Genomic DNA, 26,445 nt, shown 5'->3' on the forward strand with positions numbered 1-26,445 from the left:
ACAAGCCACTAAACTAAAATAAGTGGAAGGATAAAAAAATACCTTACCGAACTAGTGTGGTGAATGCTAAATTGGTTCACTGAATTTTTGCCGCTGTTTTTCTTTATGCAAGGCAATTTGCAGGCGTAGTCATAGCTAAGGCGAAAAAATTTAACGCAGAAAAAGGGAAAACAGAACGAAAATTAGCTTGGCAATTAGTGTTTGTAAGAAAACTCACAACTTATCGTCATCGGTAACGAAGTGCGGCAATTCCCTCTTTCTTGGCATGCATTAAGAGAGGATCGCCTCGATTCCTTCCCGAGACAAGCCTCGGGGAAAGCCCGATGACGGCCAGAGTTTTCTTAGTCAACACCAACTATCTCTTTGTGATTGTCAGGGGCGAGGGGTGAAAAAATGCCATTTCAGAGAACAAAAAAATTAATAATACGTTTGTGATAGTAATACTATTATTTAAAATTGTATTACTATTTAAATTAATATGAATACTACGCCTCTTAGGTTGGTTATGAACAAAAACTTATATCAACGTGATCCGCAGGATACTGAGTTGGGAAGAAAGATCATTCAGGAGAGTATCAAAATGATCGATGAACTTGGATTCGAGAAATTTACTTTTAAAAAGCTGGCAGAACAAATAGAGTCAACGGAAGCTTCTGTTTACCGGTACTTTGATAACAAGCACCGCCTCCTGGTATATCTTATTGCCTGGTATTGGGTCTGGTTGGAGTACCGGATCGATTTTGGAACGCAGAATATTGAATCCCCTTTAAAAAAACTTGAAATAGCATTGGACATATTGGCGCAGAAAAAGGTGCTCGATCCTGCCTTTCCGCTTGTAGATGAAACAGCACTTTTCAGGATTGTAATTGCAGAATCGGACAAGACTTATCTGACTAAACAAGTGGATGAAGATAATAAAGAGGGGTTGTTTCGTGGTTTCAAATCGTTGTGTGATAAAATAGCCGGTTTCGTTAAGGAAGTTAACCCCGATTTTAAATTTCCATATTCCCTTATTAGTACAGCGCTTCAGGCATCTCACCAGCAACTCTTCTACAGCGATCATCTGCCATCTTTAACAGAGTTGGGTAAGACGAACGAGGATGTGAATGTTGCAAATGCCCGTTTTTTAAGGGAAATGGTATTTAGATCAATCGGTAAATAAATAAACATGACCAACAGGCACATTATTCGCATCTTACGAAGATCGGCAGATATACTGGAGCAGGATTTTGATGGTCTTGCACTGGTGGATTTGGAGAATAATTTTCGTCAGTACGGCGATAACGAACTTGAGGTGTTCAAACACGATCTTATAGAGGCTGGGAATAAACTCAACATTATTTTTCTTGAAAATTATCTGGGGAAAGACGAGTTCAGGGCGTTTTTGAGCGAAGTGGAGATGCCTTTGGTAGCTTTCGGCAGTAGTGGTGGAGGCTATATTCCCGTTATCTTTTATAAAAAAAAGAATAGAACTTTTTATCAATGGATGGACGAAGAGGGTGCATCTTCTCCTGTAAAGGATAACTTCCCGAACCTGTATACCGATCCGCAGGGCGGGGTGGTTTTTCTCGGTGTATTTGCATATAAAAGCCTGGTGAGCGATGATCGTGCGGATGAAGAAGAGGTTAAAACTTTCACACCATTCCAGCGCCTGGTCAGGTTACTTTCCGAAGAGAAAAAAGACATATTTTATATATATGTATACGCACTGTTTATCGGGCTGATAGGCCTGTCCCTGCCTCTGGGTATACAGGCGATAGTATCGTTGATTTCGGGAGGTGTATTTTTTAGCTCTATCTATCTTCTCATTTCTTTGGTAATAGTGGGTGTTTTGGCTGTCGGTGGCCTTCAGGTTATGCAAATTTCACTGGTGGAGTATTTGCAACGGAGGGTTTTTGCCAAGGCAGCATTTGAGTTTGCTTTCCGGGTGCCGCGAATAAAAGCCGAGGCGCTTTTTAAATATCATGCTCCCGAACTGATGAACAGGTTTTTTGATGTGCTTACCATTCAAAAGGGCTTGCCAAAAATACTCATTGACTTTTCTTCCGGTGCCATACAAATATTATTCGGACTGATTCTTCTGTCACTCTATCACCCGTTTTTCGTCTTTTTCGGACTTTTTTTACTGGCCTTTTTAGCTGTCATTTTTTATATGACCGGGAGTAGAGGACTGGCCTCATCCATACAGGAGTCGAAGTATAAATATAAAGTGGTGCATTGGCTGGAGGAGCTGGCCAGGACTATCAACAGTTTCAAGCTGTCAGGCAGTACCAATCTCCCGATGAGGCGGACGGATTACTTCACCAACAACTATCTGAAGAACAGGAAGAGCCACTTTAAGGTACTGATCGAGCAATATAGCTTTATGGTACTTTTCAAAGCGCTGGTTACGGGAGGGCTGCTCATCATCGGCACCTTACTGGTGGTAGAGCGGGAGATTACTCTAGGACAATTCGTGGCCGCTGAAGTGATCATTATTTTAATCATCAGTAGTGTAGAAAAAATCATTATGTATATGGATGTAGTGTATGACATCCTCACGGCTGTTGATAAAATATCACAGGTTACGGACCTGCCGCTTGAGCGTGGAGGAGGGCTAATATTGCCTCAGCAGGCAGGTAACGAGGGGCTTGAATTAAAAGTTAAAGGTTTGTCATATAAATTTCCTGAAGAGGAGGAGTATGTGTTGCAGGATATTGATCTGACAGTGGCCAGAGGCGAACATGTATGCATAGCAGGTCCGGGTGGCGCCGGAAAAACATTGCTAACAAACATGATATCCGGTCTGCATATAAACTTTTCAGGGGCTATAACTATCAATGGTTTTTCAATACGAGACCTGGATCTTAACAGGCTCAGAGATAGAATGGGCAAGAACGTGTCACAGGAAGATATTTTTGAAGGTTCTATCCTCGATAATATTATATTGTCCAAACCGTTTGCCCGAACTGAAGATGCCGTTTGGGCTTTGGAAAAAGTTGGTTTATCGGATGAAGTAAATGCAATGCCTCAAGGACTCAGTACGCCTGTAATAAGTGGAGGAAAGGGTTTTTCCAGTAGCTTTGTTAACCGCCTCATCCTGGCACGCTGTCTGGCAAAAAATCCTGGCCTGCTTATTCTCAATGACTTTTTTAGTGGTTTTCGCAGAGCAGAACGAATGGAGTTGATGTCGATGCTCATGCATCCGGAACATAAGTGGACTATTTGGATAGTTTCAAATGATCCTGTTGTTATGGCAGCCTGTGATAAGGTGGTGGTGCTAGATAAAGGAAGGAAGATAGCAGAAGGTCCGTTTGAAGACCTTATGCATCAGGAGGCTCTAAAGCAAATACTGAATTAAACATGTTGAATTTATCCTCAGTTTCGGTTAAAAAAAGAGTTAGAAAAAGTGACTTCTATACTTTGAAAACACTCAAAACGCCTAGTGCTGGAAAAACGCTGGCCAGGTGGCTTATTGGGTTCTTTCTTCTGTTTATTGTTTGTCTTTTTTTACCCTGGCAGCAAAACATACAGGGCAAAGGTAAGGTTACGGCACTAACTCCTGAAAACAGGCCACAGGCTGTGGAGAGTGCCATAGCCGGAAGAATTAGCAACTGGAAAGTGGTCGAAGGGCAGTATGTAAGTAAGGGCGACACCATTTTGCAGCTATCGGAAATAAAGGAGAAGTATTTCGACCCTCAGATGTTGGAGAGACTCGGAGAGCAAATAACCTCTAAAGAAAAAGCGCTCACCTCCAAAATAGCAAAAGCCCAGGCGCTGCAGGACCAGATAAAAGCCTTACAAAAAGCCATGAATATAAAGTTGAATCAAGCGCAAAACAAATATGTGCAGGCCCGGCTCAAGCTTACCAGCGATAGTGTGGACTATGAGGCGGAAAGGGTGCGGTATGCCAACTTTAGAAACCAGTACGAACGCAACAAAACTCTCTATGAAGCGGGAAACATAGCACTTACAAAGCTTCAGGACCTGGAATCAAAGTTTCAGGAAAGCAAAATGAAGGTTGTTTCAGCCGAGAATAAGTTTTTACAGAGTAAGACGGAGTTGGTGACCGCTCGTATTGATATTAATGCTGTGGAGGCGGATTATTATGATAAGATCAACAAAGCAGAATCGGAGTTGAATGCAACGTTGTCCGATACCTATAACACCGAAGGGGAGTTATTCAAACTGCGTAACGAATATACTAATATGGAGATAAGGAACGAGCAGTATGTTTTGCGGGCTCCGCAGGATGGGTACGTTGTGCAGGCTATGAAAGCCGGTATAGGAGAAACAATAAAGGAAGGTGAACCGGTGGTGTCTATCCTGCCTCAATCGCTCGACAAAGCGGTGGCGCTGTTTATTAAACCTATGGACATGCCGCTAATAGCCAGAGGGAACAAGGTGAGGGTAGAGTTTGACGGATGGCCGGCATTACAATTTTCCGGTTGGCCAAACGTTTCTGTCGGTTCCTTTGGGGGGATAGTTCAAGTGGTTGACAGGGTGAATAGCGTTGAAGGGTTGTTCAGAATATTGGTTACTCCTGATCCTGATGATGAGCCATGGCCGGAAAGGCTAGCTCTTGGTTCAGGCGCCAAAGGTTGGGTAATGCTGGAGGATGTGCCCCTGTGGTATGAGATTTGGCGACAGCTCAACGGGTTTCCTCCAAGTTTATACGAAGAAAATAAAGATATGACCTTTGTAAAGGATGATAAAAAATAGAGTTTGGTTATTGCTTTTTTTGGGGGTTACTGTTCAGTCGCATGGACAGTCTGTTAAATCTGCCCCCGTGTTCTCTTTTGACGATTTCTATAGTATAGTAATGGAGTATCATCCGGTGGTGCAGCAGGCGAGGCTACTTCCGGAGCAGGCAATGCAAGAGCTACGTATGGCACGTGGAGCTTTCGATCCTAAGGTTGAAACCTTATGGAGTAAGAAGTCATACAACGATACGGAGTACTACAACATATTTAAAAGCGCCTTGAAAATACCGGTTTGGCTGCCTTTAGACCCTGAAGTGGGTATCGAGCAAAATACCGGTGCTTACCTAAACCCTGAAAGGTATATTTCAGAAAGTACGGATCACCGGCAGGTCTATGGTGGTATTTCCGTGCCTGTCGGACGGGGCCTTTTTATAGATGAACGAAGGGCGACAGTACAAAAAGCTGCTCTGTTTAAAGATATGTCGGAGGTGGAGCAGATCAAACTGATCAACAAACTGCTGCTTTCCGCTGCAAACGACTATTGGGAATGGTATGACGCTTATAACCAATATATACTGGCAGAACAAGCCATAGAAATTGCACAGGATATCTTTGACAGGACCAGGCTTGCATTTGAATATGGTGAAGTAGCAGCTATTGATACCGTTCAGGCGGGCATCTCTTTGCAAAAGCGCTTTATTGAATTTCAACAAGCTGATGCGGATAGGGTAACAACTGCCCTTAAGCTTTCCAATCATCTGTGGGCAGAAGGAGGGCTGCCTCTGGAACTGCGAGATGATGTGGCGCCTGAAGCTATTGCAGTTATTGCTACTTCTGCCTTTGAGCTTGAAGCACTGGTTGAGCAGGCTCGCAATAATCACCCCGAGCTTCGAAAGCTCGAACTTAAAAATGACATGCTGCAGGTGGATCAGCGACTGGCCAGAGAAAACTTAAAGCCAACATTGGATATCGGCTATTATTTGCTGGACCAGCCTTTCAATGCCAACGGAGAGCGGCAGGCATTTTCTCTTACTGATAATTACAAGATCGGTTTGCAGTTCTCATTTCCTCTTTTGCTACGCAAGGAGAGAGCAAAGGTAAACCATACCTCTTTAAAAATTTTGGATAACAACTATGAACGCAGTTACCGTGAGCGTGAGATCATCAATGAGATCAACGCGCTTTATACCTCATTATTAAATACCTCTGAAATTATAGGCCGTCAGCGACAGATGGTGGAAGGCTATGAAAGAATTGTGGATGCGGAAAGGATGAATCTTGAAAATGGAGAGAGTGATTTGTTTAAGATCAATGTACAATTGGATAAACTTATCGAGGCCAGAAGCAAATACATAAAGCTTAACACTAAATACAAAAAGAATGAAGCGTATCTGTATTGGGCTGCAGGTATGGCTGTTGTGAATTGATTAATGCTACCTCACCTTCGCTTTCCTCACCATATTGGCAAATATACCCGGGAAGAACCGTTTTATGTAAACGCCATATTTTTCCTTTCCTCCTATATACACCTCACGCTTATTAGCCTCTATGGCTGCGATCATTTTTTTCGCGAAAACCTCCGGTGCCATTCCTGAAGCCTGGGCATTGTCCATCTTGTTGAGTTTTTCTCCTGTTTCAGTGAGTGCATTTACGGAGACGTTGGTGTGAATGAACCCGGGACAAACAATGGTGGTGGTGATCCCCGTACTATGTAATTCAGCCCTTAAAGAATCAAAAAAGCCGTGTAGTGCATGCTTTGAAGCGCTATAACCAGAGCGGTAAGGAGTGCCGAATTTTCCAACCAGACTGGTTACCGTTACATACTGACCTGACTTTCTTTCCAAAAAGTGGGGCAGAAGGTATTTTGTTAGTTCAATAGTGCCAAAATAATTTACCTCCATGATCTTTCGGTCGACATCGGGTGGGGTATCCTTGGCAAGCGACCTCTGGCTAATCCCCGCGTTGTTGATCAGGATGTCGATATGACCGAATAATTGTATGGCAGCCGCTGTGGTTAGTTTTAGGGAATTTCTCTGCGCAATGTCCAGTGGTAGTATTTTGATATTTTGCTCAGATCCGTCACACGAACTCATTACCCTCTCCAGTTCCGCTCTTCTCCTTGCCGATAAAATAAGATTAGCCCCTTTTTGAGATAAAGTGTAAGCCAGTGCTTCACCAATGCCCGAGGAAGCTCCTGTGATCCAGATTACTTTGCCTTTGACTTTCATTAGCTCCTATTTCTTCTGATAAGTTACAAAATCAAAAGCATATTCATGTCTTTCATCTACGCTGTGGTGTATTCTTTCGATCTCGAGCCATTTTGATCTGTCAAATTCCGGAAAGAAAGCGTCACCGTCAAAAGTGCCTTTCACCTCAGTAATGTACATAGTATCGGCCACATCCATTGCTAATTGATAGATCTCTCCGCCTCCGATAATAAAAGCCTCTTTTTCTTTATTTTTTTTAGCAATGTCCAAGGCATCGTTCAGCGTATTTACTACATGAGCACCTTGTATGTGTAGGCCGGGCTGTCTGGTCATTATAATATTGGTTCTGTTAGGCAAGGGGCGAAACTTTTCAGGTAGTGACTCGAAATTCTTTCGTCCCATGACAACATGGTGCCCAGAAGTTTTTTGCATAAAGAACTTCATATCATCAGGCAGGTGCCATACCAGGTCATTATCTTTTCCTATTACATTATTTTCAGCAACGGCTGCTATCATTGAGATTTTCATCGGATATTTCAGGTTATCTGTTTCCTGATGTTTGTAGCACAGGAAAACAGGTTCGTTTTCGTTTTGTTATAAGTGTTAAGAGCACTTAAAACTGCTTTTTTATAGTACCGGGTACATGATTAAATGCCTCATTTCAAAAGTAAATTTTAACATTAAAATTAAACAATATATGTGTACATTTAATTATGATAATGAAATGGTTTTTACTATTTGCTTTTAACCTCAATTCCACTGTACCTGTTCAAGATATGGAACAAGAATTTTATTATCTAAGGGTGTCCTCCAACAGTGCAGAAGTAGTATGCCTGCTTAATGGGTTTCCCGTTTATGACATCAGCACAGAGGGGCAGGTGGCCAATCAACTTCCAGTAAACCTTGCGCTGATTGGTAAAGGAAATAAGCTCCTGATACTCATCAAATCTTTGGGAGACAATGCCTTTGTAAAGGGAAGCGTAACCTTGTATAAAAGTGGTGAAGTAGTAAGTTCGGATGACGAAAGGAAAAATGTAGTTGAGTTCACCATTGATGCATCCAAAGAACAGGAACGATTGATCACTTTTGACAATGAGCAGTTTGATTTTAGTGAGGTGATACTTAGATCTCCAGTTATCAATGACACATCACAATTGATAGAATATGCGCTAAAGCTTAAATCATGGGTTAAGAATCATGATATTGAAAAGCTATTGGAGCATATGTCTCCTAAAGTTCGTGATTATGCCCTTTCTTATTCTGTGGAAGAAGAGATAATCAGGGAAAGTCTGAAACAGTCATTTACCGGGGATATGTTTAATATGGAATGGGAGGAGGTATCCCGAGAAGATGTGATCCCTGTATCCTATTGTGAAGGCCGAATATGGGAATTGACCACCTCAAAAGGCCACCCACTGTTTTATTCTGAAAACGAAGAGGGTCATACCTCTCTACCAGTATATGTAGCCGAGATCAATGGCGAGATGAGAGTAGTGAGATAGTTAACAGGTCTCGTTCACAGTTTTTAGTTTCTTCTTTTCGTGGCACCACTATTCGTGAGATGCAGACAGTGGTGGCACGAATAACCAGCGGCAAGAAGCCAGCCACCAGCCACCAGAAACGAGAAAACCGGAATTTTTTTTCATATTGCTGTAACATTCATTGTAACCTGTCGTCTTGAAGTTGAGTTATGAGTTTGGAAGCGTTTAAAAGCCGTGTTCTGCCAGTAAAGGATAAGCTTTACAGGTTTGCATTAAGATTCCTGCGGGATGAGGATGAGGCACGGGATGTCGTTCAGGAGGTGTTGATAAAAGTGTGGAACAAGCGTGAGGAGATGGATCAGCTTGAGAATATGGAAGCATGGTGTATGAGGATAACAAGAAATGTTTCTCTTGACAGACTGAAATCCAAACACAATAAATATACAACCCCTATAGAAGAAGGCTTTGACGTAAGTGGCGGAGACAGGGAGACACCCTACCGCTCAACCGAATTAAGTGACACAATGAAAACGATCGGCAGTTTTATACAGGCATTACCAGAGAAGCAGCGTCAGGTTATCCAACTGCGGGATGTGGAGGGATATAGCTATCAGGAGATCAGTGAGATCATGGAAATAGATATGAATCAGGTAAAGGTTAACCTGTTTAGAGCAAGAAAGGCCGTAAAAGAGAATTTATTAAACATCAACGCATATGGACTTGGATAGGATAGAGCAGTTGTTGGAAAGATATTGGGAGTGTGAAACTACATTGGAGGAAGAGAAGGAGTTGAAGAAATTCTTTAATTCCGGTAAAGTGCCTGCAAAGTGGCAGTCTGTAGCCCCATTATTTCAGTACTACGAGGAAGAAAAGAAAAGTGGAAAACTAGACGGGCTATTTGACGAAAAAATAATAACGGAGATACAGACACAAGGACCCCCGGAAGCTTCCGCTGCTGGTAAGGGAAAGGTAATAAAACTCTTTTACAACATAGCCAGAGTGGCCGCAGTGGGGTTGATCCTGATAACAGCAACTTATTTTGTCAGAGAGGAGTACATAAACAAAAAAGACACCATGGACCCTTATCTGGCTGACACTTTCGAAGACCCGAAAGTGGCTTATGAAGAAACAAAAAAGGCTTTGATGATGATCTCCAAAAACTTTAACAAAGGCAGAAAAGAAGTACGGAAGGTGGGAGTCTTCAGTGAAGCACAGGATAAAGTAAAAGATACAGAAGCACTATAAAAATATTAAATTAAAGAAAATGAAAAAGGTAATAATTTTAATCGTGGGAGTAATGATAACTGTGCAACTTAATGCGCAGGATGCCATCAGTAAGTTCTTTAATAAGTATGAATCTGATACCGATTTTACCCATGTGTCTATTACAAGCAGAATGTTTGGTCTGTTTACCAACATGGAAATGCAGACGCAGGAGGACCAGGAGATAATGGATGCTATCAGTAAGCTTAAGGGACTTAAAATACTGGCAAAAAACAATACCACCAAAGGAAAGGAGCTGTATAAAGAAGCCTTTACACTCATTCCTAAAACAGAATATGACGAGCTGATGTCAGTCCGCGATGAAGACCGGGACATGAAGTTTATGATCAAAGAGAAGAACGGAAAGATCAGCGAGTTGCTGATGGTGATGGGTGGCGATAAGGAGTTCTTTATTCTCAGCCTGTTCGGTGAGATAGACTTAAAGCAGATATCAAAAATATCAAGAGCAATGGATATCGATGGACTGGATAAGCTGCAAAAACTCGATGATAAGAAAAAAGGAAATTAATAACAGCAAATAAGGTCAAAAACTCAAAATAAATTAAATTATGAAAAAGTTAATCACATTATTGTTACTGGTAAGTGCAACTTCCTTAGTATTTGGTCAAAGCAAGACAATAGAAGCGTTTCATTCTAAATACAAGGAAGACCGCGATGCAAAGGTAATATCACTCAATGGCAGTCTTTTTAAGTTGATGGCGTCTATTGCCTCGTTTGATGAGTCAGATGAAGACCTCAAAACAATCGGCAGGATAGCAGATGGCATTACTTCTATGGAAATACTGGCGATACCTATGTATAAAACAGGCTTCGACCATAAATCCCTTGATGACATGAGAAGTCAGTTGAAAGGAGAGAAGTATGAGGAACTGATGACTGTGAAAGAGGGTAGCGACCGCATTTATTTCATGACTCAGGGAACAAACTCACAGATTAAAAATATGCTTGTGCTGATCAAAGAGGACGATGAGTTTATGGTGATGAATATTAATGGCTCATTAGATATGAAAGACCTCGCATACCTGGCTAAGCAGCGCAAAAACTGGAATTAAAAATTAATATCATTTATTATTGTTGATCAGGGGCATGATCTGCACCTGATCAACAATAGCACAAGATTTTTAGGATCATGAGAACATTAATAATAGCCATCTGCCTGTTTATATGCTATCAGGGATATACCCAGAGCGAAACAACAAAAAAATACTCCAAAAGATACGAAGGAGCATTTACCTTGTTTTTTTATAACAATACGCTGAAAATGCTCAACCAGGAAAATAATGCTGAGTTCGAAGCGCTTATCAGGGATATTGATAAGATGAAGTTTATGCGTATTAATAAGAAAGAAAACAAGATCAGCGATAGCGACTATAAAGTTATGGAGGCTGATTACCTGAAAGAGAAATTTGAGGAGATGATGACCATGCGTCATGAAGGGATGAATGTCAAAGTGCTTATCCAGGAAGATGATGGTATCACTACAGGTCTTGTACTGCTGATGAACGATCCCGAAAGCCTTTCTATTCTGGATATTAAGGGGGCGGTGCCTCTAAACCAGCTAGCCAACCTCATCTCGAAGGTACAGAATATTAATTGATGAAGAGGATTACACTGCTCTATTTAGAGGGGGTTCGCATATTTCTTGGGCTTATATTCTTCACAGCGGGCATGTCAAAGCTTATGCCCTTTCCCGGTCTTATAGGTCCTGAGTGGCTGGAGCAGGAGCTGGCTCCTTATGGTTTAGCGCTCTTTGCCCGTTTCGTGGCATTTTCCCAGGTCCTGGTTGGTCTTTTATTGCTTACCAAACGGTTTGCTACTTTGGGGGCAGTTATGCTTTTCCCATTGTTGGTCTGCATCCTGGTTGTCACCATATCTCTGAACTGGGTGGGTACTCCCTACGTAAATACATTTCTACTCCTGCTGAATATCAGTCTGTTAGCAGCCGACTACCATCGGCTAAAATTCATTTTTACAGATGATGTCGAAAGCCTCAGAGCGATTCCCGCTACACGTCAACGGACCCGCGATGACTATGTCTGGCTGGCAGCAGTAGTCATCTTCTTTGCAGGCCTTTTAAGCATTAATTATACCCCTGGCCATAAAATTTTACTTTGCATGGGTGGGCTTGCGTTTATGGGCTTAGGAATAACGAATGCATTTTATAAATTGAGGAAGAAAAAGAAAGTTTAAATCATTTTGGATACAGTTTTAAAAATTGAAAACCTCACGAAGCAATATGGTCGTATTACTGCGGTCAGGAACCTTTCGTTAGAGGTGCACCGTGGTAATGTCTTTGGCATACTCGGGCCCAATGGAAGTGGCAAAACTACCACCCTGGGCATACTGCTCGATGTAATTAAAAAGACCAGTGGTTCCTTTAGCTGGTTTGGACAGCCGCCCACCAAGGAAATGAGAAAGAAGATTGGGGCAATATTGGAGACCCCGATTTTCTACCCTTATTTGTCAGCAGTGAAAAATCTGGAAATAGTTGCGGAGATCAAGGGCGCCCCGGTGGATAGGATAGAACCCGTTTTAAAGAAAGTGGAGCTTTATGAAAGACGTCACGATAAATTCAGGACCTACTCATTGGGTATGAAGCAAAGGTTATCCATAGCTTCAGCCTTACTTTGCGATCCTGAGGTGATGATCCTTGATGAACCAACGAATGGCCTTGATCCGCAAGGGATTGCCGAGATCAGAGAATTGATAAAGCAGATTGCCAGAGAAGGAAAGACGATCATATTGGCAAGCCACCTGCTGGATGAAGTACAGAAGGTGTGTACTCATTTCTGTGTACTGAAAAGAGGATCACTCCTGTATTCGGGAAGCGTGGAGGAAGTAAATAAAGGCGTTGAATCGGTGGAGGTAATTGCTGATGCCAGCGATATGGAGATGGTGTTGCAAGGCTACCCGATGGCAGCCAAAGTAGTGGAGGAAGATGGTAAGTATATCGTAACACTGGAGAATGGCGCCCGGGCGGCAGATCTGAATGCCTACCTGTTTAGCAAGGGCATAACGATATCACACCTGCTCACGCAAAGAAAGAGTCTCGAAAAACAGTTTTTAGAACTTTTAGCCGAATCAGATAATGCTTAGATTATTACGAATAGACCTTAAAAAACTTGTCAATTACAGGGCGTTTTGGGTGCTCAATATTATGTACGGTCTGCTGATCTTCAGTATCCCCATTTCTGTAATGGAATTTTTAAAATGGCTGAAGGAAAAGGGAGCTGAACTTGATGGGTTTGATCCAATGAAGATCCCTGTGCTCCACTTCCCTGATATATGGCAAAATATTACCTATGTGTATGTCTTTCTGAAGATATTTCTGGCCATTGTTGTTATCATTTCAATTTCGAATGAATACAGTTATAAAACAATTCGCCAAAATATCATCGATGGCATGAGCCGGGTTGACTTTATCAAATCCAAGCTGCTTACTATTTTATTGCTGAGCCTCGGCTCTACATTGTTTGTATTTCTCACCGGATTGCTCACCGGATTTATTTATACACCTAATGTAGCGGTTTCAGATATGTTTACGGGGATTGAGTTCGTTTTTGCATACTTTCTCGACCTGTTCACTTATTTGGTATTTGCCTTTTTGCTCACTGTCTTGCTTAAGCGATCGGCACTAACGATATTTATTTTGCTGCTATATCTTCCAATAGAATATGCTATCACAGGCAATCTGCCGGAGTCTATGGAGTTCATAGCTGAATATTTTCCACTACACGCTATCAATAATCTGATCGAATTTCCATTTGCCAAATATTGGTTCCAGGAAATCCAGGACTATGTTAGCCTTTCCGCTGTAGGTGTGGTTTTTGTGTATCTGGCATTGTTTATCTATGCCATATATGCAAAGCTAAAAGCAAGCGATCTGTAAATAACGTGAGTTCGATATAAAATGCTTAAAAAAGGGCAGTCATCCTGCCTGTCCCGAACTTGCCTTGGGGAGGCAGCCAACAACTTTTTAGTTGATGTTGTGTATAATGACAGTTACCTGAACGGCCTTGAGGAAATGGCGCAGGAAAAATCCCCATTCTTCGGCTTTTCATTTGCTTTTGGCGGAGTGTCACTACGGTTAATCACCCTTCTCTCAAGGGCCCCGGAACAGGTCCCATAGCCGTTAACTTAAGCATCCCGGTAGGGATGCAATATTGGTAGCCCGGGGTGAAGCCCCGGGATAGGATTAGATTTTTTTATGCGCCACATTCAAGCTTGGGAAGATGAGAAGGCTATTTTGGCGCATCCATGCTTACTAAGGTAAATGCTTCGAACTCATTCCTGCCATGTGTGCCAAGGAAGCCTGTGTTCCATGGTTGGGCCTTCCTATGGCACACTCAACTTCTCGTTTAAACCCGGGGCTTCACCCCGGGCTACAAAGATTTACCCCCTCTGGGGGCTCGTTATTCTCTTAAGTTAACGGCTATGGGAACAGGTCCGGGGACTAGTGGTTATGGATTTTTTTATTGAAGAATTGGTAAACAAAGTCTATTCATCCATTCCGGTGATAAGCCATAAAAATAGCAACTAACCGGCCCCCTCGCACCAGTTCCCGGACCAGTTCCGGGACCCCTCCGCAAAGTACTTCTTGAGAAGTAGCCCGATAAACCCAGGCAATAAAATGGTGCAGAAAAAAATCCCTATTCTTCGGAATTTCATTTGCTTTTGGCGGAGTGTCACTACGGTTAATCACCCTTTTCTCAGGGGCTCTGGAACAAGCCCTAGGCAAGTTCGGGACAGGCAGAATGACCTTAAAGAAGTTTTTTAGGTCTGTGTTTAGATACGAATATAATTTAATCGGGTCTACTATATCTAACTCATGTTAACTTATAGTATGGGGGCTCTTTAGCGAATTGGATTAAATAATTGACACCTGATGTAAGGTTTATTTGATATACAAATAGTTTTTTTCTATTTTGTGACTGCAAATGACAATCTTAAGTCTTTCTGAAAGGCTGAGGTCGTTGTTTGTCTATAATGGCTGATTAAGACTATTGCGCGAGAACGTGAATAGCCATGAAGTTTATATACCTGACCTTAACCATCTTATTCCTCTCCATAAGCACCTTTACTTTCGGGCAAAGCTATAAAGCCTATATGAAGAAGGCTAATCGCTATTATAAATATGGTGACTATCACAATGCTGTTAAATACTACCACAGGGCGGCTAACCTCAAGAAGGGAAATGTAAAAGTCACCTATATGTTAGGGTTGGCTTACCTAGCCGGTGATAACAAAACAGAGGCGCTGAAATATCTGGAAACTGTTTATAAGCTTGATCCAAAAGTGGATGCTGATATGGAATACCATCTCGGACTGGCTTATCAGTATCACAACAGGTTTGATGAGGCCATAGCTGCTTTTAAAAGATATAAGGATAGGCACAGAAAGCGGACCTTTATTGCTGATCATAAAATTGACCAATGCATGCTTGGAGATTCCCTTATTCGTCATTCCGCAGGAATTGAGGTGCGCAACGCAGGAATGAATATTAATTCGCCTTACAATGATTACACACCACTCATCTTTGACAATGGACAATCGCTGATTTTCACGTCTAATCGCGCCGGATCGACAGGCGGCTTGAGGCTAAGTGATGGCTCGTACTACGAAGATATTTATATTTCTCATCGCGATGGCAACGATTGGGACAAGCCGCAAAAGATCGGGTCCGGTATAAACCTGAAATATCATGATGCAGCAGCTTCTATCTCTCCTGACGGTAAAACCCTGTTTTTGTACTATGAAAAGGGCGGTGGTGATATCTATACATCCAAATTTGAAAACAATGAATGGACCACGCCAGAACCGCTGAGTAAACACATCAATTCTGTATTCTGGGAAACAGCAGCCTCTATCACCGCTGACGGTAAAACCATATACTTTACCAGCAACAGGCCGGGAGGAATAGGTGACCTGGATATCTATAGGAGTGAATTGGATGAGAATGGTGAATGGGGCCCTGCTCAAAATCTGGGGCCAACTATTAATACTCCCGCCAGCGAAGACGCCCCATTTATCCATCCCGATGGTAAAACCTTGTATTTTGGCTCTACCGGCCATCTGGGAATGGGGGGTTCAGATATTTTTTACAGTCAACTGGTTGATGGCAAGTTTCAGGAGCCGGTTAACATGGGTTATCCTATCAATACTGTGTTTAATGACAATTATTTTGTAATAACCCCTGACCGAAAAGAGGCCTACTATACCTCATTGAGGAGTGGAGGCACCGGAATGGCAGATATTTACTATGCAAATATGGATGTGCCTGAGCCAATAAAACAGGAACCGGCAATAACCGAAGAAATAATTGCAGAATTACCGGTATCTCCAAAAGAATTAATTGCAGATGCCGGAGACCCTGAGCCTATGCTAGATGATAACACGGAGGAGGCAACAACAAAATACTATGATGAGGGTTTTATGCAGCTCCAGAAAGATCTGGGAGTGGTAACCGTTTTGAGAGGCAAAGTGATAGATGCAACAACAGCAAAGCCTTTGTTTGCCAAACTAAAATTAATGAACAACGAAACAAATATCCTGGTGGCGGAGGTGGATTCAGATCCGGAAACAGGCGAATTTGAGTTGGTGATTCCCCATGGTGGAAATTATGGAGTTTCTACCAGTAAAATTGGGTATTTGTTTAACTCCATAAACTTTAATCTCCCCGCTTTCCATGACTACCAGGAGGTGGATACGCACGTACTACTGCAAAAAGCTAAAGTTGGCTCAAAAGTAATTCTCAAAAACATCTTCTTCGATACAGGCAAAGCAGACCTGAGAACAGAGTCGTTGGCAGAATTAGACAGGATTAAAGAGTTGCTGCTTGATAATGGTTCGCTTCAGGTGCAGATCAACGGGCATACGGATAATGTGGGCAATGCAGTCTATAATAAGATCCTCTCAAAAAAAAGAGCACAGGCTGTAGTTGATTACTTGGTTGCCAGAGGGATACCTGGCGGACGTTTATTTGCGAAGGGATTTGGAGAAGAAAGGCCTCTTGTTTCAAATGATGATGAAAAGGATGGCCGTGAGATCAACAGAAGAACAGAGATCGAGATCATAGGAATGGGAGAATCTCTGGCTGTAAATGAGTAGGGTGTTTCTGCTACACCGATATTAGATTGACTTTTTACACCGCAATTTTTTTCAAAAAAACATTTTAAATAGCCGCCGGAATAAAACACCTAAATCCTGTGCTTGTTTCTATTATGAAAACATAAACGGATTATGAATATCAGTAGAAAACAGGCAATGAAAGTAGCAGTGGGTATGGGAGCTATTGCAGGTATGCGATCAATGGTTGCCCCGGCTATACTTAGTCACTACCTTGCTGGTCGTCCTGAAAATGGTCTGCTGCATTCTAAATTGAGTTTCCTGCGGTCAACGATATTTTCAAGAGGGGTAAAGTTGCTGGCGGCAGGAGAGGTAGTAGGAGACAAGACACCACAGGCGCCCAACCGGATACACCCTGTCTCACTTCTGGGTAGGGCTGCTTCAGGCGGATTGATCGGAGCCGCAGCATTTGTCTATAACAAAGAAAAGGCCTGGCATGGAGTTGTTGCAGGTGCAGCGGCAGCCATAGCCTCAGCTTTCCTTTCCTTTTATCTCAGGAAGCAGATAGGTAAGGATCTAAATCTTAATGATAAAATAGTAGGTGCAGTTGAAGATATTGCTGTTATTACCGGTGGTAAGGCTATAATGAGCAATGGAAGGCTCTAACTCTGGCCACATTAACTAACGTGAGTTCGATATAAAATGCCGAACTCACGTTAACTATATTATTGAGTAATAATAATCCCAATCGAGATCTCCAATCCTGTGAAATCGACTTTGGAATCAGCATAATCTTTTTGTTTTGTTTCCAGGGGGCCGGTCATCATGCCTCCGGTATAGCTGCCTTTTAGTCCCAGACCGGCATCTCCAACGAAATAATTGGCCTCTAAAGACAAGCCCCATTGCCGGGTAACAAAAATAATGTACTCTGCTCCGAAAAAATAACCAAGGCCGAGTCCATGATCAAAATCAAATGCTGAATTGGCAACATCCCAGCCTTCATACTTTCGTATCGCTTTATCCAGGTTTCCATAATTGAGCTTATTATCAAATCCATAAAACCCAAATCCACCGCCTTTAATTCTGAATTCCTGCCCCCGGCCGACAAACTGCAAAACCAGTTCCACGGGTACCAAAATGGTGAAATTAGGTCCCAGGATTGGATCCTCAGTTTTAAAATCTTCAATATCTTTTACATTTAAGCCGGACATACGATAAAGAGAGGCTCCGGTTTGCAGGGCAACATAACGGTTCAGGTCAACACCTAATCCCCGGATTGAGAATGGACTGATAGGTGTCGAAAAATAGCCATTCTTAGGAAGGAAGTAAGAAAACGACAAACCAACCTCCTGGGCATTGGCAAAAGGAACTATAAGAAAAAAACAAACGCATATGCTAATTATCGACCGTTTAAATAGTTTACATGTCATATCAGAAGTTAGTATTTAGTTTATTTAGAAATTGAATGGTAACTTCAGGACCATCAAAACAGAACTTAAAGATAAAGTATTATATGAAGTTAAGTCAGAAATTATTCGGGCTTTATCTGCTCGGTCTTCTTTTTTTCTGCGCCTGTAGCGGAGAAAGAGAAGTGGAAAAAGCAGACATGATCATACAAGGAGGTACGATTTACACTATGGATGAAGCTCAACCAGAGGCAGAAGCGGTGGCGGTAAAAGGTAACAGGATCATCTTTGTGGGAAGTAGTGCCGGGGCTCAGGATTACGTAGCCGGTTCTACCGAGATAATTGATTTGAAGGGGCTTACTATGACCCCCGGGCTGATTGAGGGGCATGGGCACTTCATGGGGCTGGGTTATAGCGAGCTAAATCTTAATCTTTTGGATGTTACCAGCTATAAGGAGTTGGTGGAGCGTGTAGAAGCTGCCGTGGCAAAAGCGGAACCCGGCCAATGGATAACAGGGAGAGGCTGGCATCAAAGTAAATGGACCCCTGCTCCTGAGCCTATGGTCCATGGCTTTCAGACACATCAACTGCTGAGCGAAGTTTCACCGGACAACCCTGTGTTCCTGCGTCATGCCAGTGGCCATGCGGGCTTTGCCAATGCCAGGGCAATGGAGATTGCAGGAGTAATGCCGCTGTCGAAGGAGAATATACACGAACTGAATATGGAGGGCGGAGAGATCATCAGAGATGAACTGGGTAACCCTACGGGGATATTTAATGAACGTGCCATGGAGCTGATTGCCCGGCATATACCGGAAAGTACACCCGAAAAAGATAGGCAGGCGCTGGCGTTGGCGGTTAAAGCCTGTCACGCAAGCGGTATCACCAGCTTTCATGATGCAGGCATAGGCAGGGAGACCATTGAGCTATACCACAACGCTAAGGAAAAGGGTGAATTGGGTGTGCGAATATATGCCATGCTTACGGGCTTCGATCCTGACCTGTTGGAGGAATGGTATGACAGAGGGCCGGAAATTGATACAACAGACCACCTGCTGACCATACGTTCCATAAAGTTAAACTGTGACGGGGCATTAGGTTCCAGAGGAGCCTGGCTTCTGGAAGCATATACCGACAGGCCGGGTCATTTCGGTCATGAAACCTTGCCCATGGAATTTGTTTTGGCAACTTCTCAAAAGGCCTTGAAAAGTGGCTTTCAGGTCTGCTCGCATGCTATCGGTGACCGCGCCAACCAGGAGATTTTGGATCGGTATGAAAAGGCTTTTAACAAAAACCCTGAAGCAGCAAAGGATCACAGGTTCAGGATTGAGCATGCTCAGCACCTGCACCCTGATGATATTCCAAGGTTTGCTTCACTAGGTGTAGTGCCAGCGATGCAGGCCATTCATATGTCGTCAGACAGGCCGTGGGCCATCGATCGCTTAGGTGAAAAGCGAATTAAGGAAGGCGCTTATGTCTGGCAGAAGTTGCTGCAGTCGGGAGCCAGAATTGTTAATGGCACAGACGTGCCTGTGGAGCCTATCAACCCCATTGCCAGCTTTTATGCGAGCGTAAGCCGTAAAACACTTGAGGGGACACCCGAAGACGGGTATGAGCCGGAGCAAAAAATGACGCGCGAGCAGGCTCTAAGATCTTATACTCTGGATGCTGCGTATGGGGCCTTTGAAGAGGACATTAAAGGCTCAATCGAGCCGGATAAACTTGCTGATTTTACGATCTTTTCTCAGGATATAATGACTGTACCCGAAGATAAGCTTTTGCAAACCAAGGTTAAAATGACTATTGTCGGGGGGAAGGTTGTCTATAACGGCTTGTAGCTTATTAAAATATTTATCATATTGAAAAACAAGCTTAAACAAATATATTGTCATGCAAATAGTAAACAAAGTTCTGATTCTACTTTTGGCTACAGCATCTGTTTTCACAGTATCCTGTAACCAAAAAACCGCTGACGAGTCTGATACGGCATCTGATACAGCTAAAGTGGCAACTGAGGTTGAAGAAAAGCCGGTAATAGCCAGCCCGAGAAAGCAGGCGGCTGGCCAAATTGGTGATGTCAATGTAGTGATAGATTATGGATCACCAGGGGTGAAGGGTAGGAAAATATGGGGCGGCCTCGAGAGTTATGGAGCGGTTTGGCGCGCAGGTGCAAATGAAACCACTTCCATAGAATTCAGCCAGGACGTGACAATCGGGGATAAAACAGTCCCTGCCGGTAAATATGGGTTTTATATTATTCCTAAGGAAAACGAAAATTGGGTAGCAGTTATTAACACCGACTGGAACAGGGAGAAACATGGTGCATGGGGTGCATATAACTATACACCTGACCATGACATAGTACGCGTGGAAGTGTCACCGGAATGGGTGGAAGAGAGTGAGGAGCGGCTGAAATATGTCGTGAGTGAAAATGCGATACATTTTGCCTGGGAGAAAGTACGGTTAACCATTCCCGTGGAGCCAACGGAGCAATAGTAAAGATTCATTGATGAATATTACGCAACCAACCTTGCTGATTGATGAGCGGAAGTGCCGGAGCAACATCGCTCGTATGTGTGAAAAGGCCCGTAGGAATGACCTCATTTTCAGACCGCATTTTAAAACCCACCAGTCCAAAAAGGTGGGAGAATGGTTCAGACAGGAGGGTGTGGAGGCTATTACGGTTTCTTCTTTAGGCATGGCAACATATTTTGCCGAAGCAGGATGGAAGGAAATCACGGTGGCGTTTCCTGTCAACTTACTACAAATAGATGTTATCAATGCTTTGGCCAGCCATGCAACTGTCAATCTTTTAGCCGATGATCGTGATGTTATCGTTGAGTTGGATAGTATGCTGACGTATAAAGTTCATTTGTTTATTGAAATAGATTCCGGAGGTGGCCGAACCGGTATTCCACACAGTGATCTTAAGCGTATCTCCTCAATGGTGGCTACTGTCACCGCTGCTGATAATATCAACCTAAAGGGTTTTTATACGCATGCCGGTCATTCATATGATGCGCGTTCGAAAGATGATATAAGAAAGGTGTTCAGTCGTACCGTACAGTGTATGCAGGAGGTGCGACAGTGGGCAGAGAGCAATGATTTGAATGTGGAGTTCTGTATGGGTGATACTCCGGGTTGCAGTGTGGGAGAGCGCTTTGACGAGATAGATGCTATTAGTCCTGGTAATTTTGTTTTCTACGATGTAATGCAAACAATAATAGGATCTTGCGCTGATGACCAAATTGCTGTAGCTATGGCTTGTCCTGTTGTATCCAAAAATGCTGGCAGCAATGATGTTTGTATATATGGGGGTGCGGTACATTTTTCAAAAGACAGCATAGAGGACGGGCAGAAGAAGATCTTCGGTATGGTAGTGAGGTTGGGATCTAATGGTTGGAGTGAACCACTGGAGGGATGTTTTGTGAAGAGCCTTTCCCAGGAGCATGGTATTGTACACCTCTCTGCAGAAGAGTTTGAGCAGACAAAAATAGGAGATGTTTTGGGGGTATTGCCTGTGCATTCATGCCTTACAGCGGAGGCGATGGGAGTTTACAGGAATTTTAACGGGGAGTTGATTGATCATTATGCACAAAAAAACCGGGATTAACCCGGTTCGTTATATTACCTGAGGTATTTTTGAGCCCTTTGCTTAAGCCTTTCTCTATCTGAAGTAATAGACGGGTCACTGAAGATCTTGGATGATAATTCACCGATCACACCTTTTTTATATCCAAGGCGAGAAGCTACATCCTCACAAAAAACTATCTCACTTTTAAATACCTGGCCATCTACTTTCATCAGTTGCACAACGTGATATAAGTGTTCAAATTTTTGATCGTCTGTCAATGTTCCCAAATCTCCGATAGGTCTTCCGGGATTCTTAAGCATATCATCAATCTCATCTTTAGATATACCGTTAGATTGTCCTATCATATGTATAAGTTTGGCTTCCTTTTCTGCAACCTTATTATCACTAGCAGCCAACTGTATAAGTACATTTAATTGTTCCTTAATCATCTTGAGAATAGATTAGTAGTATTTAGTAGTTTATAATTTATGATTTAATGCTAAGTTATTATTTACGTTCATCCAATATAGTCAAAAAAATAATTAAATATTATACCGGACATAAAAAAGAGGCGCTATTAAACACATTTTACGGGGTTCCCTTATTTCATTATTCACATCCCCGAGCCGGATTCAGTCTTTTGAATAAAATACGGTATTTATACAACCATTGTTCGGTTTTTGTTAGCAGTTTTTATGTTGCGATTGGCTATCTTAGCTGCGTTTTCTTTTAAAAACTTTGTAAAAGTTGAACTGTTTTGCATACTCATGCAACCCTTTTGTACTGCAAATGTCTTTAGGGTGAGTTTAAAAATGAGAAAATATGAAAAGTGTAAAATTTGTAATAGCCACTTTGTTTTTTGCCCTTGTTTTTAACGGTGTTAGGGCCCAGGAGGTAGAAGAGAGGAATGTTGGGGCATTTCATGAGATACGTACAGGGCAAGCAATTGATGTATACCTGAAGCCGGGCACCAGGGAAAGTGTAAGGGTGGAGGCAAAGGGAATATCTTTAAGAGATGTGCTCACTGAAGTTAGTGGAGGGCGACTAAAGATCCATCTCGACCATGGCAGGCATAGTAGCCATAGTGTAAAAGTATATGTGACATTTGTGAAACTCGACCATATTTCGGCCAGCTCTGCTTCGGGTGTTTTTACCGAAGGCACAATAAAGGGTGATCGGCTGGAAATAAATGTTTCAAGTGCAGCGGACGTGGAGGTTACCGCTGAGATGAATGAAATAAATGTATCCGTATCCAGCTCGGGAGATCTTGAACTCAAGGGACGTACTAAATACCTGGAGATAAGCGCCAGCAGCGCCGGAGGGGTAGATGCGTTTGACCTTGCGGCAGACAACGTAAGAGTGCGGGCCAGTAGCGCAGGCAGTGCAAAAGTTACAGTCAATAAGGAAATTGATGCGCATGCCAGTAGTGGTGGCAGCATCAGGTACCGCGGCAGCCCTGAGCGGTCGCAGACCGATAGTAGCAGCGGAGGATCCGTGAGAAAATCGAATTGATAAAGAGACCCGGCTAAATTAGTCGGGTTTTTATTTATATATTGTATGATCTTTTCATACGTTCCTCCTGCAGGTTCAACTCCCAATTGATCACTGCCTGATTGAAGTGCTTGAGATAAGAGGCATCTACGGACTTAGTGACTGCTTTTCTCAAATTCCAACTGGTTCGCTTCAGTGAAAAGTTAATCATAAGTTTAATTTTTTTGTTTTTTACGAAGGAATAGAATTAAGGTTCTGTTTTTCTTTTTTTTTTAAAAGACATCCTTAGACAGACATAGGTTGCTACAACGCTAAAAATATTGAAATATTATGTGCTTCGGGTTGATCCTCATCTGTCCGAAGCAGGCTTGCATGCCACCTGGAGAGAGAGGGGATCAATAGAAAAATTGATGATATTTTTCACAGGATAGGGATCTCCGTCCAGATGGATAAATTTTTCATCCGAATCATTTGAAATTTTTATCAAAGCTTCCTTTCCCTGCCAGCACTGGTAGTATTTGGAGTTTTTCAACCGGCCGGTAAATAACCTGTATATCAGTATCGGGTAATACCAAAAAGGAAAGTCTCTCAATATGCAAATGTCCATAAGGCCATCAGCAATACGGGCGGTGGGAGCTATATGAGCATTATTGCCAAATTGAGAGGAGTTCGCTATGGAAACGAGGAACGAGGCATTTTCAATTTTTTGTTCACCATCAATGGTCAGTTGATAATCAGTGCATCGAAACTGCCTGATCTCGCGAAGGGCAATCATGGCATATGATATAAAGCCCCGCTTCTTTGAAGAGGCAAAGGACTGGGCGATGTGTGCATCAAAACCCACCCCGGCAACATTGAGAAAAATATCACTATCCAGTTTTATGGTGTCGATCACCATCATATGCTGTTCGTTGAGTAGCTGAATAGCTTTTTTCTGATTGAGGGGGATGCCTAAGTGCCGGGCCAGGCCATTGCCCGACCCACAGGGTATGATCCCTAAAACAGCTTTTGAATGGAGTAGGGGGCGTGCAATTTCATTAATAGTTCCGTCACCTCCGGTAGCCACTATCAGATCATATTTTTCTTTTCCTGCATTGCTCAATTCTCTGGCTTCCCCTGCATATTGTGTGAAAATCACATCCCATTCAAATATTGTGGGGTCCAGGTACTTATTCAATAAGGCCGGAATATGATCCTTACCCTTCGTACCGGAGTGTGGATTAACAATGAACAGCGCTGATCTTTTCTTTCTTTCAGCCATCATCTGTTGTTAAAATCATGGTATAATGTCTGCATGTAGGCTTTGCTTTTATCCAGGTCTGCCTCCCCTGTTATTCCTTTCTTTGTCAGGTACCGCTGGCCTATATTATCATAAACTATATGCTTTCCAGGGGCTGTGAAGCCAAACCCATTGTTATAGATATACACTGCAAAACCTTCTTTGTCAGTCTTTAACACGTTCTGGCTAAACTTAAATTTATTGTTGTTCTTACCCAATTGACCCAATATGGTGTTGGCAATATCGGTTTGACTGGTAAATGAATTGATCACCGTATCTGCCTTTGCCAGTGCTCCACCAGTCCATATCATAGGTATCTTGAACCTGTTCGGATTAGTAACCCCTTTATTATCAGGTAAAGCATGTCCATGGTCAGCAGTAATTACTACTAAAGTATTTTTCCACCATGCACTGGCTTTAGCCTGGTCGAAAAACTTGCCAAGGGCTCTGTCTGTATAATGTGCCGAATTCAAAAACATGGATTTATCATCGTCACCTTCTATCACAGTCTCCATCGGCACATCAAAAGGCTCGTGGCTGCTAAGACTAAGCATCACTTTGAAAAATGGCGTTTTAGCTTCATTTGATTCTTGTAAAAATCTTTCAAACACATACTCATCATGTACCCCCCATTTTGAGTTGTTCAGGTTGGCAGGGAAATGTTCACTATGCGTGATGTTGTCAAATTGGGCATTGCTGAGGTAAGACCTGAAATTAGCAAAATCAATGTTGCCTCCATAGGTAAAAGATGTATAATACCCCATTTCCCTGAATTCTCTGTTCAGGAAAGGCAGGCTTTGTGTCTTTTTCGGATACTTGATAATTGAAGACAGGGGTTGTGCGGGATAGCCACTTAAAATAGACACTATGCCCTTGTCAGTGCGGTCTCCCGAGGCATACATGTTGGTAAAAAGCATGCCTTCTTCTGCTAGCTTGCTGAGGTTCGGAGCCACACCGGGAATACCTCCCAGAGGCTCCAGAAACTGGTAAGTATAACTTTCCAAAATGATAATGATCACATTGGGCTGGTCGGTGTTCAGGACTTTTTCAGTAGGTCCATCCGAGGCATACAATTCATTAAAATATTTCTCGGTTTTCGACTTTTCCAGAAAATTGCCCGGATATTTGAGCCTCCCGGCCTTCCTTAGGGCATAGCCGGTATTCCAAATGGCATTAATAGCAGCATGATTGGCATAGATATTTGTAGGATGGAAATATACCACACCTGTATTAATAGGAGCCACACCGACTGTGCCCCGTATGGGAGCGATCATTAATGCTGTGAGCACTAACATAACAGCGGATGTACGCCAGTCCGTCATTTCCAAACCGTTCACTTTGTCGATAACCAGCTTTTTAAAAAGCATTACAAAAGCAGCCAGAAAAATGGCCCATAACATTAGAAGTCGTACCACAGCGCTGGTTTCTATAGCTATTGGTGTGCCTTCTCCAATATAAAGTAATGGTGTTGCATCCAGCCTAAAGCCCCAGTGGCTGTATATTTCGAGGTCAACAATAACGAGGAGCAAGCTGATGATCAGGAGAATAACAGTATAAACCCAAAGTAGATTTTTTAGCACAGCAGCACGAAAGTAAACAGTCGAAACGATCAGTAAACCAGGGATGAGAAGAAAATACCCCATCACAGAAAGATCAAGCCTAAACCCGTGAACTATGGATAGAAGGGTGTCGGTAACTGCTAACTCTAATGTTTTGTCTGCATGATAAACCAAAAAGATCAGTCTGGCCGAAACAAAAAAAGTTAACCAGAACAAACAGTATCGTACGAAGATATTAATTCGTTCTTTCATTTATTAAGGGGTTTAGCAACTCGTTAAGCGCGAATAAAGCTTAGAATGCATATCCATCAGCAATCTAAAGCTTGCAAAGATAAGACTAATTTAATTCTACACAGGATTAATCAAAAAGTGACTAAAATAATTCCGATGAGTGGTTTTTTGTTTTATTTGTGGTAT

26 protein-coding genes are annotated in these 26,445 nt (G+C 42.6%); 19 read left to right on the plus strand and 7 right to left on the minus strand.

The annotated features are described in order from the left end of the window. The first annotated feature begins 478 nt into the window (after positions 1–478). The 4 genes from C900_RS01485 (at position 479) to C900_RS01500 (ending at position 6,109) form a co-directional block, all read left to right on the plus strand. Positions 479–1,162: a TetR/AcrR family transcriptional regulator gene (locus tag C900_RS01485; protein ID WP_040495196.1), complete on the plus strand. Its 684-nt coding sequence runs from the start codon at positions 479–481 to the stop codon at positions 1,160–1,162. Positions 1,163–1,168: 6 nt separating this feature from the next. Beyond that, a complete protein-coding gene (locus tag C900_RS01490) occupies positions 1,169–3,340 on the plus strand; it encodes a peptidase domain-containing ABC transporter (protein ID WP_009577771.1) in 2,172 nt (723 codons plus the stop codon). Positions 3,341–3,402: 62 nt separating this feature from the next. Continuing rightward, the gene (locus C900_RS01495) at positions 3,403–4,701 is read left to right on the plus strand and encodes an HlyD family secretion protein (RefSeq protein WP_342662382.1); all 1,299 of its coding nucleotides are present in this window, start codon (positions 3,403–3,405) and stop codon (positions 4,699–4,701) included. Further along, entirely contained in the window at positions 4,688–6,109 is a 1,422-nt protein-coding gene (locus C900_RS01500) for a TolC family protein (protein WP_040495198.1), read from the plus strand. Before C900_RS01495 ends, C900_RS01500 begins: the two co-directional genes overlap by 14 nt. Positions 6,110–6,115: 6 nt before the next feature. On the opposite strand, the gene C900_RS01505 is transcribed toward C900_RS01500, so the two are convergent. After that, the gene (locus C900_RS01505) at positions 6,116–6,910 is read right to left on the minus strand and encodes an SDR family oxidoreductase (protein WP_009577774.1); all 795 of its coding nucleotides are present in this window, start codon (positions 6,908–6,910) and stop codon (positions 6,116–6,118) included. A gap of 6 nt (positions 6,911–6,916) precedes the next feature. Then, entirely contained in the window at positions 6,917–7,417 is a 501-nt protein-coding gene (locus C900_RS01510) for a dihydrofolate reductase (RefSeq protein ID WP_040495199.1), read from the minus strand. Positions 7,418–7,665: 248 nt separating this feature from the next. Here C900_RS01510 and C900_RS01515 point away from each other — a divergent pair, with 248 nt between their 5' ends. From C900_RS01515 to C900_RS01575, 11 genes are all read left to right on the plus strand, one after another. Then, positions 7,666–8,391: a hypothetical protein gene (locus C900_RS01515; RefSeq protein ID WP_185113947.1), complete on the plus strand. Its 726-nt coding sequence runs from the start codon at positions 7,666–7,668 to the stop codon at positions 8,389–8,391. Between the two features lie 188 nt (positions 8,392–8,579). Beyond that, a complete protein-coding gene (locus C900_RS01520; protein ID WP_009577777.1) occupies positions 8,580–9,098 on the plus strand; it encodes an RNA polymerase sigma factor in 519 nt (172 codons plus the stop codon). After that, complete coding sequence (locus tag C900_RS29670; RefSeq protein WP_009577778.1) at positions 9,085–9,615, plus strand: hypothetical protein; 531 nt, start codon at positions 9,085–9,087, stop codon at positions 9,613–9,615. The genes C900_RS01520 and C900_RS29670 overlap by 14 nt, the downstream gene beginning before the upstream one ends. A gap of 19 nt (positions 9,616–9,634) precedes the next feature. Further along, positions 9,635–10,162 carry a DUF4252 domain-containing protein gene (locus C900_RS01530; protein WP_009577779.1) on the plus strand — a complete coding sequence of 176 codons (528 nt, stop codon included), beginning with the start codon at positions 9,635–9,637 and terminating at the stop codon, positions 10,160–10,162. 40 nt (positions 10,163–10,202) lie between these two features. Continuing rightward, complete coding sequence (locus tag C900_RS01535) at positions 10,203–10,706, plus strand: DUF4252 domain-containing protein (RefSeq protein WP_009577780.1); 504 nt, start codon at positions 10,203–10,205, stop codon at positions 10,704–10,706. 77 nt (positions 10,707–10,783) lie between these two features. Next, a complete protein-coding gene (locus C900_RS01540; protein WP_009577781.1) occupies positions 10,784–11,251 on the plus strand; it encodes a DUF4252 domain-containing protein in 468 nt (155 codons plus the stop codon). After that, positions 11,251–11,844 carry a DoxX family protein gene (locus tag C900_RS01545; protein ID WP_009577782.1) on the plus strand — a complete coding sequence of 198 codons (594 nt, stop codon included), beginning with the start codon at positions 11,251–11,253 and terminating at the stop codon, positions 11,842–11,844. Before C900_RS01540 ends, C900_RS01545 begins: the two co-directional genes overlap by 1 nt. 6 nt (positions 11,845–11,850) lie before the next feature. Beyond that, the gene (locus C900_RS01550) at positions 11,851–12,750 is read left to right on the plus strand and encodes an ABC transporter ATP-binding protein (protein WP_009577783.1); all 900 of its coding nucleotides are present in this window, start codon (positions 11,851–11,853) and stop codon (positions 12,748–12,750) included. Further along, the gene (locus C900_RS01555; protein WP_009577784.1) at positions 12,743–13,543 is read left to right on the plus strand and encodes a hypothetical protein; all 801 of its coding nucleotides are present in this window, start codon (positions 12,743–12,745) and stop codon (positions 13,541–13,543) included. The genes C900_RS01550 and C900_RS01555 overlap by 8 nt, the downstream gene beginning before the upstream one ends. A 1,136-nt stretch (positions 13,544–14,679) precedes the next feature. Beyond that, complete coding sequence (locus C900_RS01570; RefSeq protein ID WP_040495204.1) at positions 14,680–16,761, plus strand: OmpA family protein; 2,082 nt, start codon at positions 14,680–14,682, stop codon at positions 16,759–16,761. Positions 16,762–16,893: 132 nt separating this feature from the next. Then, the gene (locus tag C900_RS01575; protein WP_009577787.1) at positions 16,894–17,385 is read left to right on the plus strand and encodes a DUF4126 family protein; all 492 of its coding nucleotides are present in this window, start codon (positions 16,894–16,896) and stop codon (positions 17,383–17,385) included. 59 nt (positions 17,386–17,444) lie between these two features. Here the strand turns inward: C900_RS01575 and C900_RS01580 are convergent, their stop codons facing one another. Next, positions 17,445–18,149 (minus strand): hypothetical protein, encoded by a 705-nt coding sequence (locus C900_RS01580; protein WP_040495205.1) that lies wholly within the window; start codon positions 18,147–18,149, stop codon positions 17,445–17,447. A gap of 83 nt (positions 18,150–18,232) precedes the next feature. Between C900_RS01580 and C900_RS01585 the strand changes: the two genes are divergently transcribed. The 3 genes from C900_RS01585 to C900_RS01595 are packed head-to-tail and all read left to right on the plus strand — an operon-like array spanning position 18,233 to position 21,738. Further along, positions 18,233–19,963: an amidohydrolase gene (locus C900_RS01585; RefSeq protein WP_040495206.1), complete on the plus strand. Its 1,731-nt coding sequence runs from the start codon at positions 18,233–18,235 to the stop codon at positions 19,961–19,963. Between the two features lie 52 nt (positions 19,964–20,015). Then, complete coding sequence (locus C900_RS01590; protein ID WP_009577790.1) at positions 20,016–20,621, plus strand: DUF2911 domain-containing protein; 606 nt, start codon at positions 20,016–20,018, stop codon at positions 20,619–20,621. Between the two features lie 13 nt (positions 20,622–20,634). Continuing rightward, on the plus strand, positions 20,635–21,738 hold the full coding sequence (locus tag C900_RS01595) for an alanine racemase (protein WP_040495207.1): 1,104 nt from the start codon (positions 20,635–20,637) through the stop codon (positions 21,736–21,738). Between the two features lie 14 nt (positions 21,739–21,752). On the opposite strand, the gene C900_RS01600 is transcribed toward C900_RS01595, so the two are convergent. Continuing rightward, on the minus strand, positions 21,753–22,148 hold the full coding sequence (locus tag C900_RS01600; RefSeq protein ID WP_009577792.1) for a TerB family tellurite resistance protein: 396 nt from the start codon (positions 22,146–22,148) through the stop codon (positions 21,753–21,755). Positions 22,149–22,521: 373 nt separating this feature from the next. On the opposite strand from C900_RS01600, the gene C900_RS01605 reads away from it, so the two are divergent. Next, the gene (locus C900_RS01605) at positions 22,522–23,211 is read left to right on the plus strand and encodes a head GIN domain-containing protein (RefSeq protein WP_009577793.1); all 690 of its coding nucleotides are present in this window, start codon (positions 22,522–22,524) and stop codon (positions 23,209–23,211) included. A gap of 34 nt (positions 23,212–23,245) precedes the next feature. Here C900_RS01605 and C900_RS29675 read toward each other — a convergent pair whose 3' ends face one another. The 3 genes from C900_RS29675 to C900_RS01615 all read right to left on the minus strand — a co-directional run bounded on the left by C900_RS29675 (position 23,246) and on the right by C900_RS01615 (position 26,280). Next, the gene (locus tag C900_RS29675; protein WP_009577794.1) at positions 23,246–23,401 is read right to left on the minus strand and encodes a hypothetical protein; all 156 of its coding nucleotides are present in this window, start codon (positions 23,399–23,401) and stop codon (positions 23,246–23,248) included. Positions 23,402–23,539: 138 nt separating this feature from the next. Continuing rightward, positions 23,540–24,454 carry a diacylglycerol/lipid kinase family protein gene (locus C900_RS01610; RefSeq protein ID WP_083867408.1) on the minus strand — a complete coding sequence of 305 codons (915 nt, stop codon included), beginning with the start codon at positions 24,452–24,454 and terminating at the stop codon, positions 23,540–23,542. Further along, positions 24,451–26,280 (minus strand): LTA synthase family protein, encoded by a 1,830-nt coding sequence (locus tag C900_RS01615; protein WP_040495210.1) that lies wholly within the window; start codon positions 26,278–26,280, stop codon positions 24,451–24,453. The genes C900_RS01610 and C900_RS01615 overlap by 4 nt, the downstream gene beginning before the upstream one ends. Between the last annotated feature and the right edge of the window lie 165 nt (positions 26,281–26,445).

It is taken from the genome of Fulvivirga imtechensis AK7 (assembly GCF_000331535.1).
Taxonomy (GTDB): domain Bacteria; phylum Bacteroidota; class Bacteroidia; order Cytophagales; family Cyclobacteriaceae; genus Fulvivirga; species Fulvivirga imtechensis.

Excerpts from the sequence above, each read along its gene's own strand:
- C900_RS29670 (WP_009577778.1), top strand. The coding sequence starts at position 9,085 with ATGGACTTGGATAGGATAGAGCAGTTGTTGGAAAGATATTGGGAGTGT.
- C900_RS01600 (WP_009577792.1), bottom strand. The coding sequence starts at position 22,148 with ATGATTAAGGAACAATTAAATGTACTTATACAGTTGGCTGCTAGTGAT.
- C900_RS01555 (WP_009577784.1), top strand. The coding sequence starts at position 12,743 with ATGCTTAGATTATTACGAATAGACCTTAAAAAACTTGTCAATTACAGG.
- C900_RS01605 (WP_009577793.1), top strand. The coding sequence starts at position 22,522 with ATGAAAAGTGTAAAATTTGTAATAGCCACTTTGTTTTTTGCCCTTGTT.
- C900_RS01530 (WP_009577779.1), top strand. The coding sequence starts at position 9,635 with ATGAAAAAGGTAATAATTTTAATCGTGGGAGTAATGATAACTGTGCAA.
- C900_RS29675 (WP_009577794.1), bottom strand. The coding sequence starts at position 23,401 with ATGATTAACTTTTCACTGAAGCGAACCAGTTGGAATTTGAGAAAAGCA.
- C900_RS01545 (WP_009577782.1), top strand. The coding sequence starts at position 11,251 with ATGAAGAGGATTACACTGCTCTATTTAGAGGGGGTTCGCATATTTCTT.
- C900_RS01615 (WP_040495210.1), bottom strand. The coding sequence starts at position 26,280 with ATGAAAGAACGAATTAATATCTTCGTACGATACTGTTTGTTCTGGTTA.
- C900_RS01510 (WP_040495199.1), bottom strand. The coding sequence starts at position 7,417 with ATGAAAATCTCAATGATAGCAGCCGTTGCTGAAAATAATGTAATAGGA.
- C900_RS01540 (WP_009577781.1), top strand. The coding sequence starts at position 10,784 with ATGAGAACATTAATAATAGCCATCTGCCTGTTTATATGCTATCAGGGA.
- C900_RS01610 (WP_083867408.1), bottom strand. The coding sequence starts at position 24,454 with ATGATGGCTGAAAGAAAGAAAAGATCAGCGCTGTTCATTGTTAATCCA.
- C900_RS01520 (WP_009577777.1), top strand. The coding sequence starts at position 8,580 with ATGAGTTTGGAAGCGTTTAAAAGCCGTGTTCTGCCAGTAAAGGATAAG.
- C900_RS01575 (WP_009577787.1), top strand. The coding sequence starts at position 16,894 with ATGAATATCAGTAGAAAACAGGCAATGAAAGTAGCAGTGGGTATGGGA.
- C900_RS01515 (WP_185113947.1), top strand. The coding sequence starts at position 7,666 with ATGGAACAAGAATTTTATTATCTAAGGGTGTCCTCCAACAGTGCAGAA.
- C900_RS01500 (WP_040495198.1), top strand. The coding sequence starts at position 4,688 with ATGATAAAAAATAGAGTTTGGTTATTGCTTTTTTTGGGGGTTACTGTT.
- C900_RS01585 (WP_040495206.1), top strand. The coding sequence starts at position 18,233 with ATGAAGTTAAGTCAGAAATTATTCGGGCTTTATCTGCTCGGTCTTCTT.
- C900_RS01490 (WP_009577771.1), top strand. The coding sequence starts at position 1,169 with ATGACCAACAGGCACATTATTCGCATCTTACGAAGATCGGCAGATATA.
- C900_RS01535 (WP_009577780.1), top strand. The coding sequence starts at position 10,203 with ATGAAAAAGTTAATCACATTATTGTTACTGGTAAGTGCAACTTCCTTA.
- C900_RS01580 (WP_040495205.1), bottom strand. The coding sequence starts at position 18,149 with ATGACATGTAAACTATTTAAACGGTCGATAATTAGCATATGCGTTTGT.
- C900_RS01590 (WP_009577790.1), top strand. The coding sequence starts at position 20,016 with ATGCAAATAGTAAACAAAGTTCTGATTCTACTTTTGGCTACAGCATCT.
- C900_RS01505 (WP_009577774.1), bottom strand. The coding sequence starts at position 6,910 with ATGAAAGTCAAAGGCAAAGTAATCTGGATCACAGGAGCTTCCTCGGGC.
- C900_RS01570 (WP_040495204.1), top strand. The coding sequence starts at position 14,680 with ATGAAGTTTATATACCTGACCTTAACCATCTTATTCCTCTCCATAAGC.
- C900_RS01485 (WP_040495196.1), top strand. The coding sequence starts at position 479 with ATGAATACTACGCCTCTTAGGTTGGTTATGAACAAAAACTTATATCAA.
- C900_RS01595 (WP_040495207.1), top strand. The coding sequence starts at position 20,635 with ATGAATATTACGCAACCAACCTTGCTGATTGATGAGCGGAAGTGCCGG.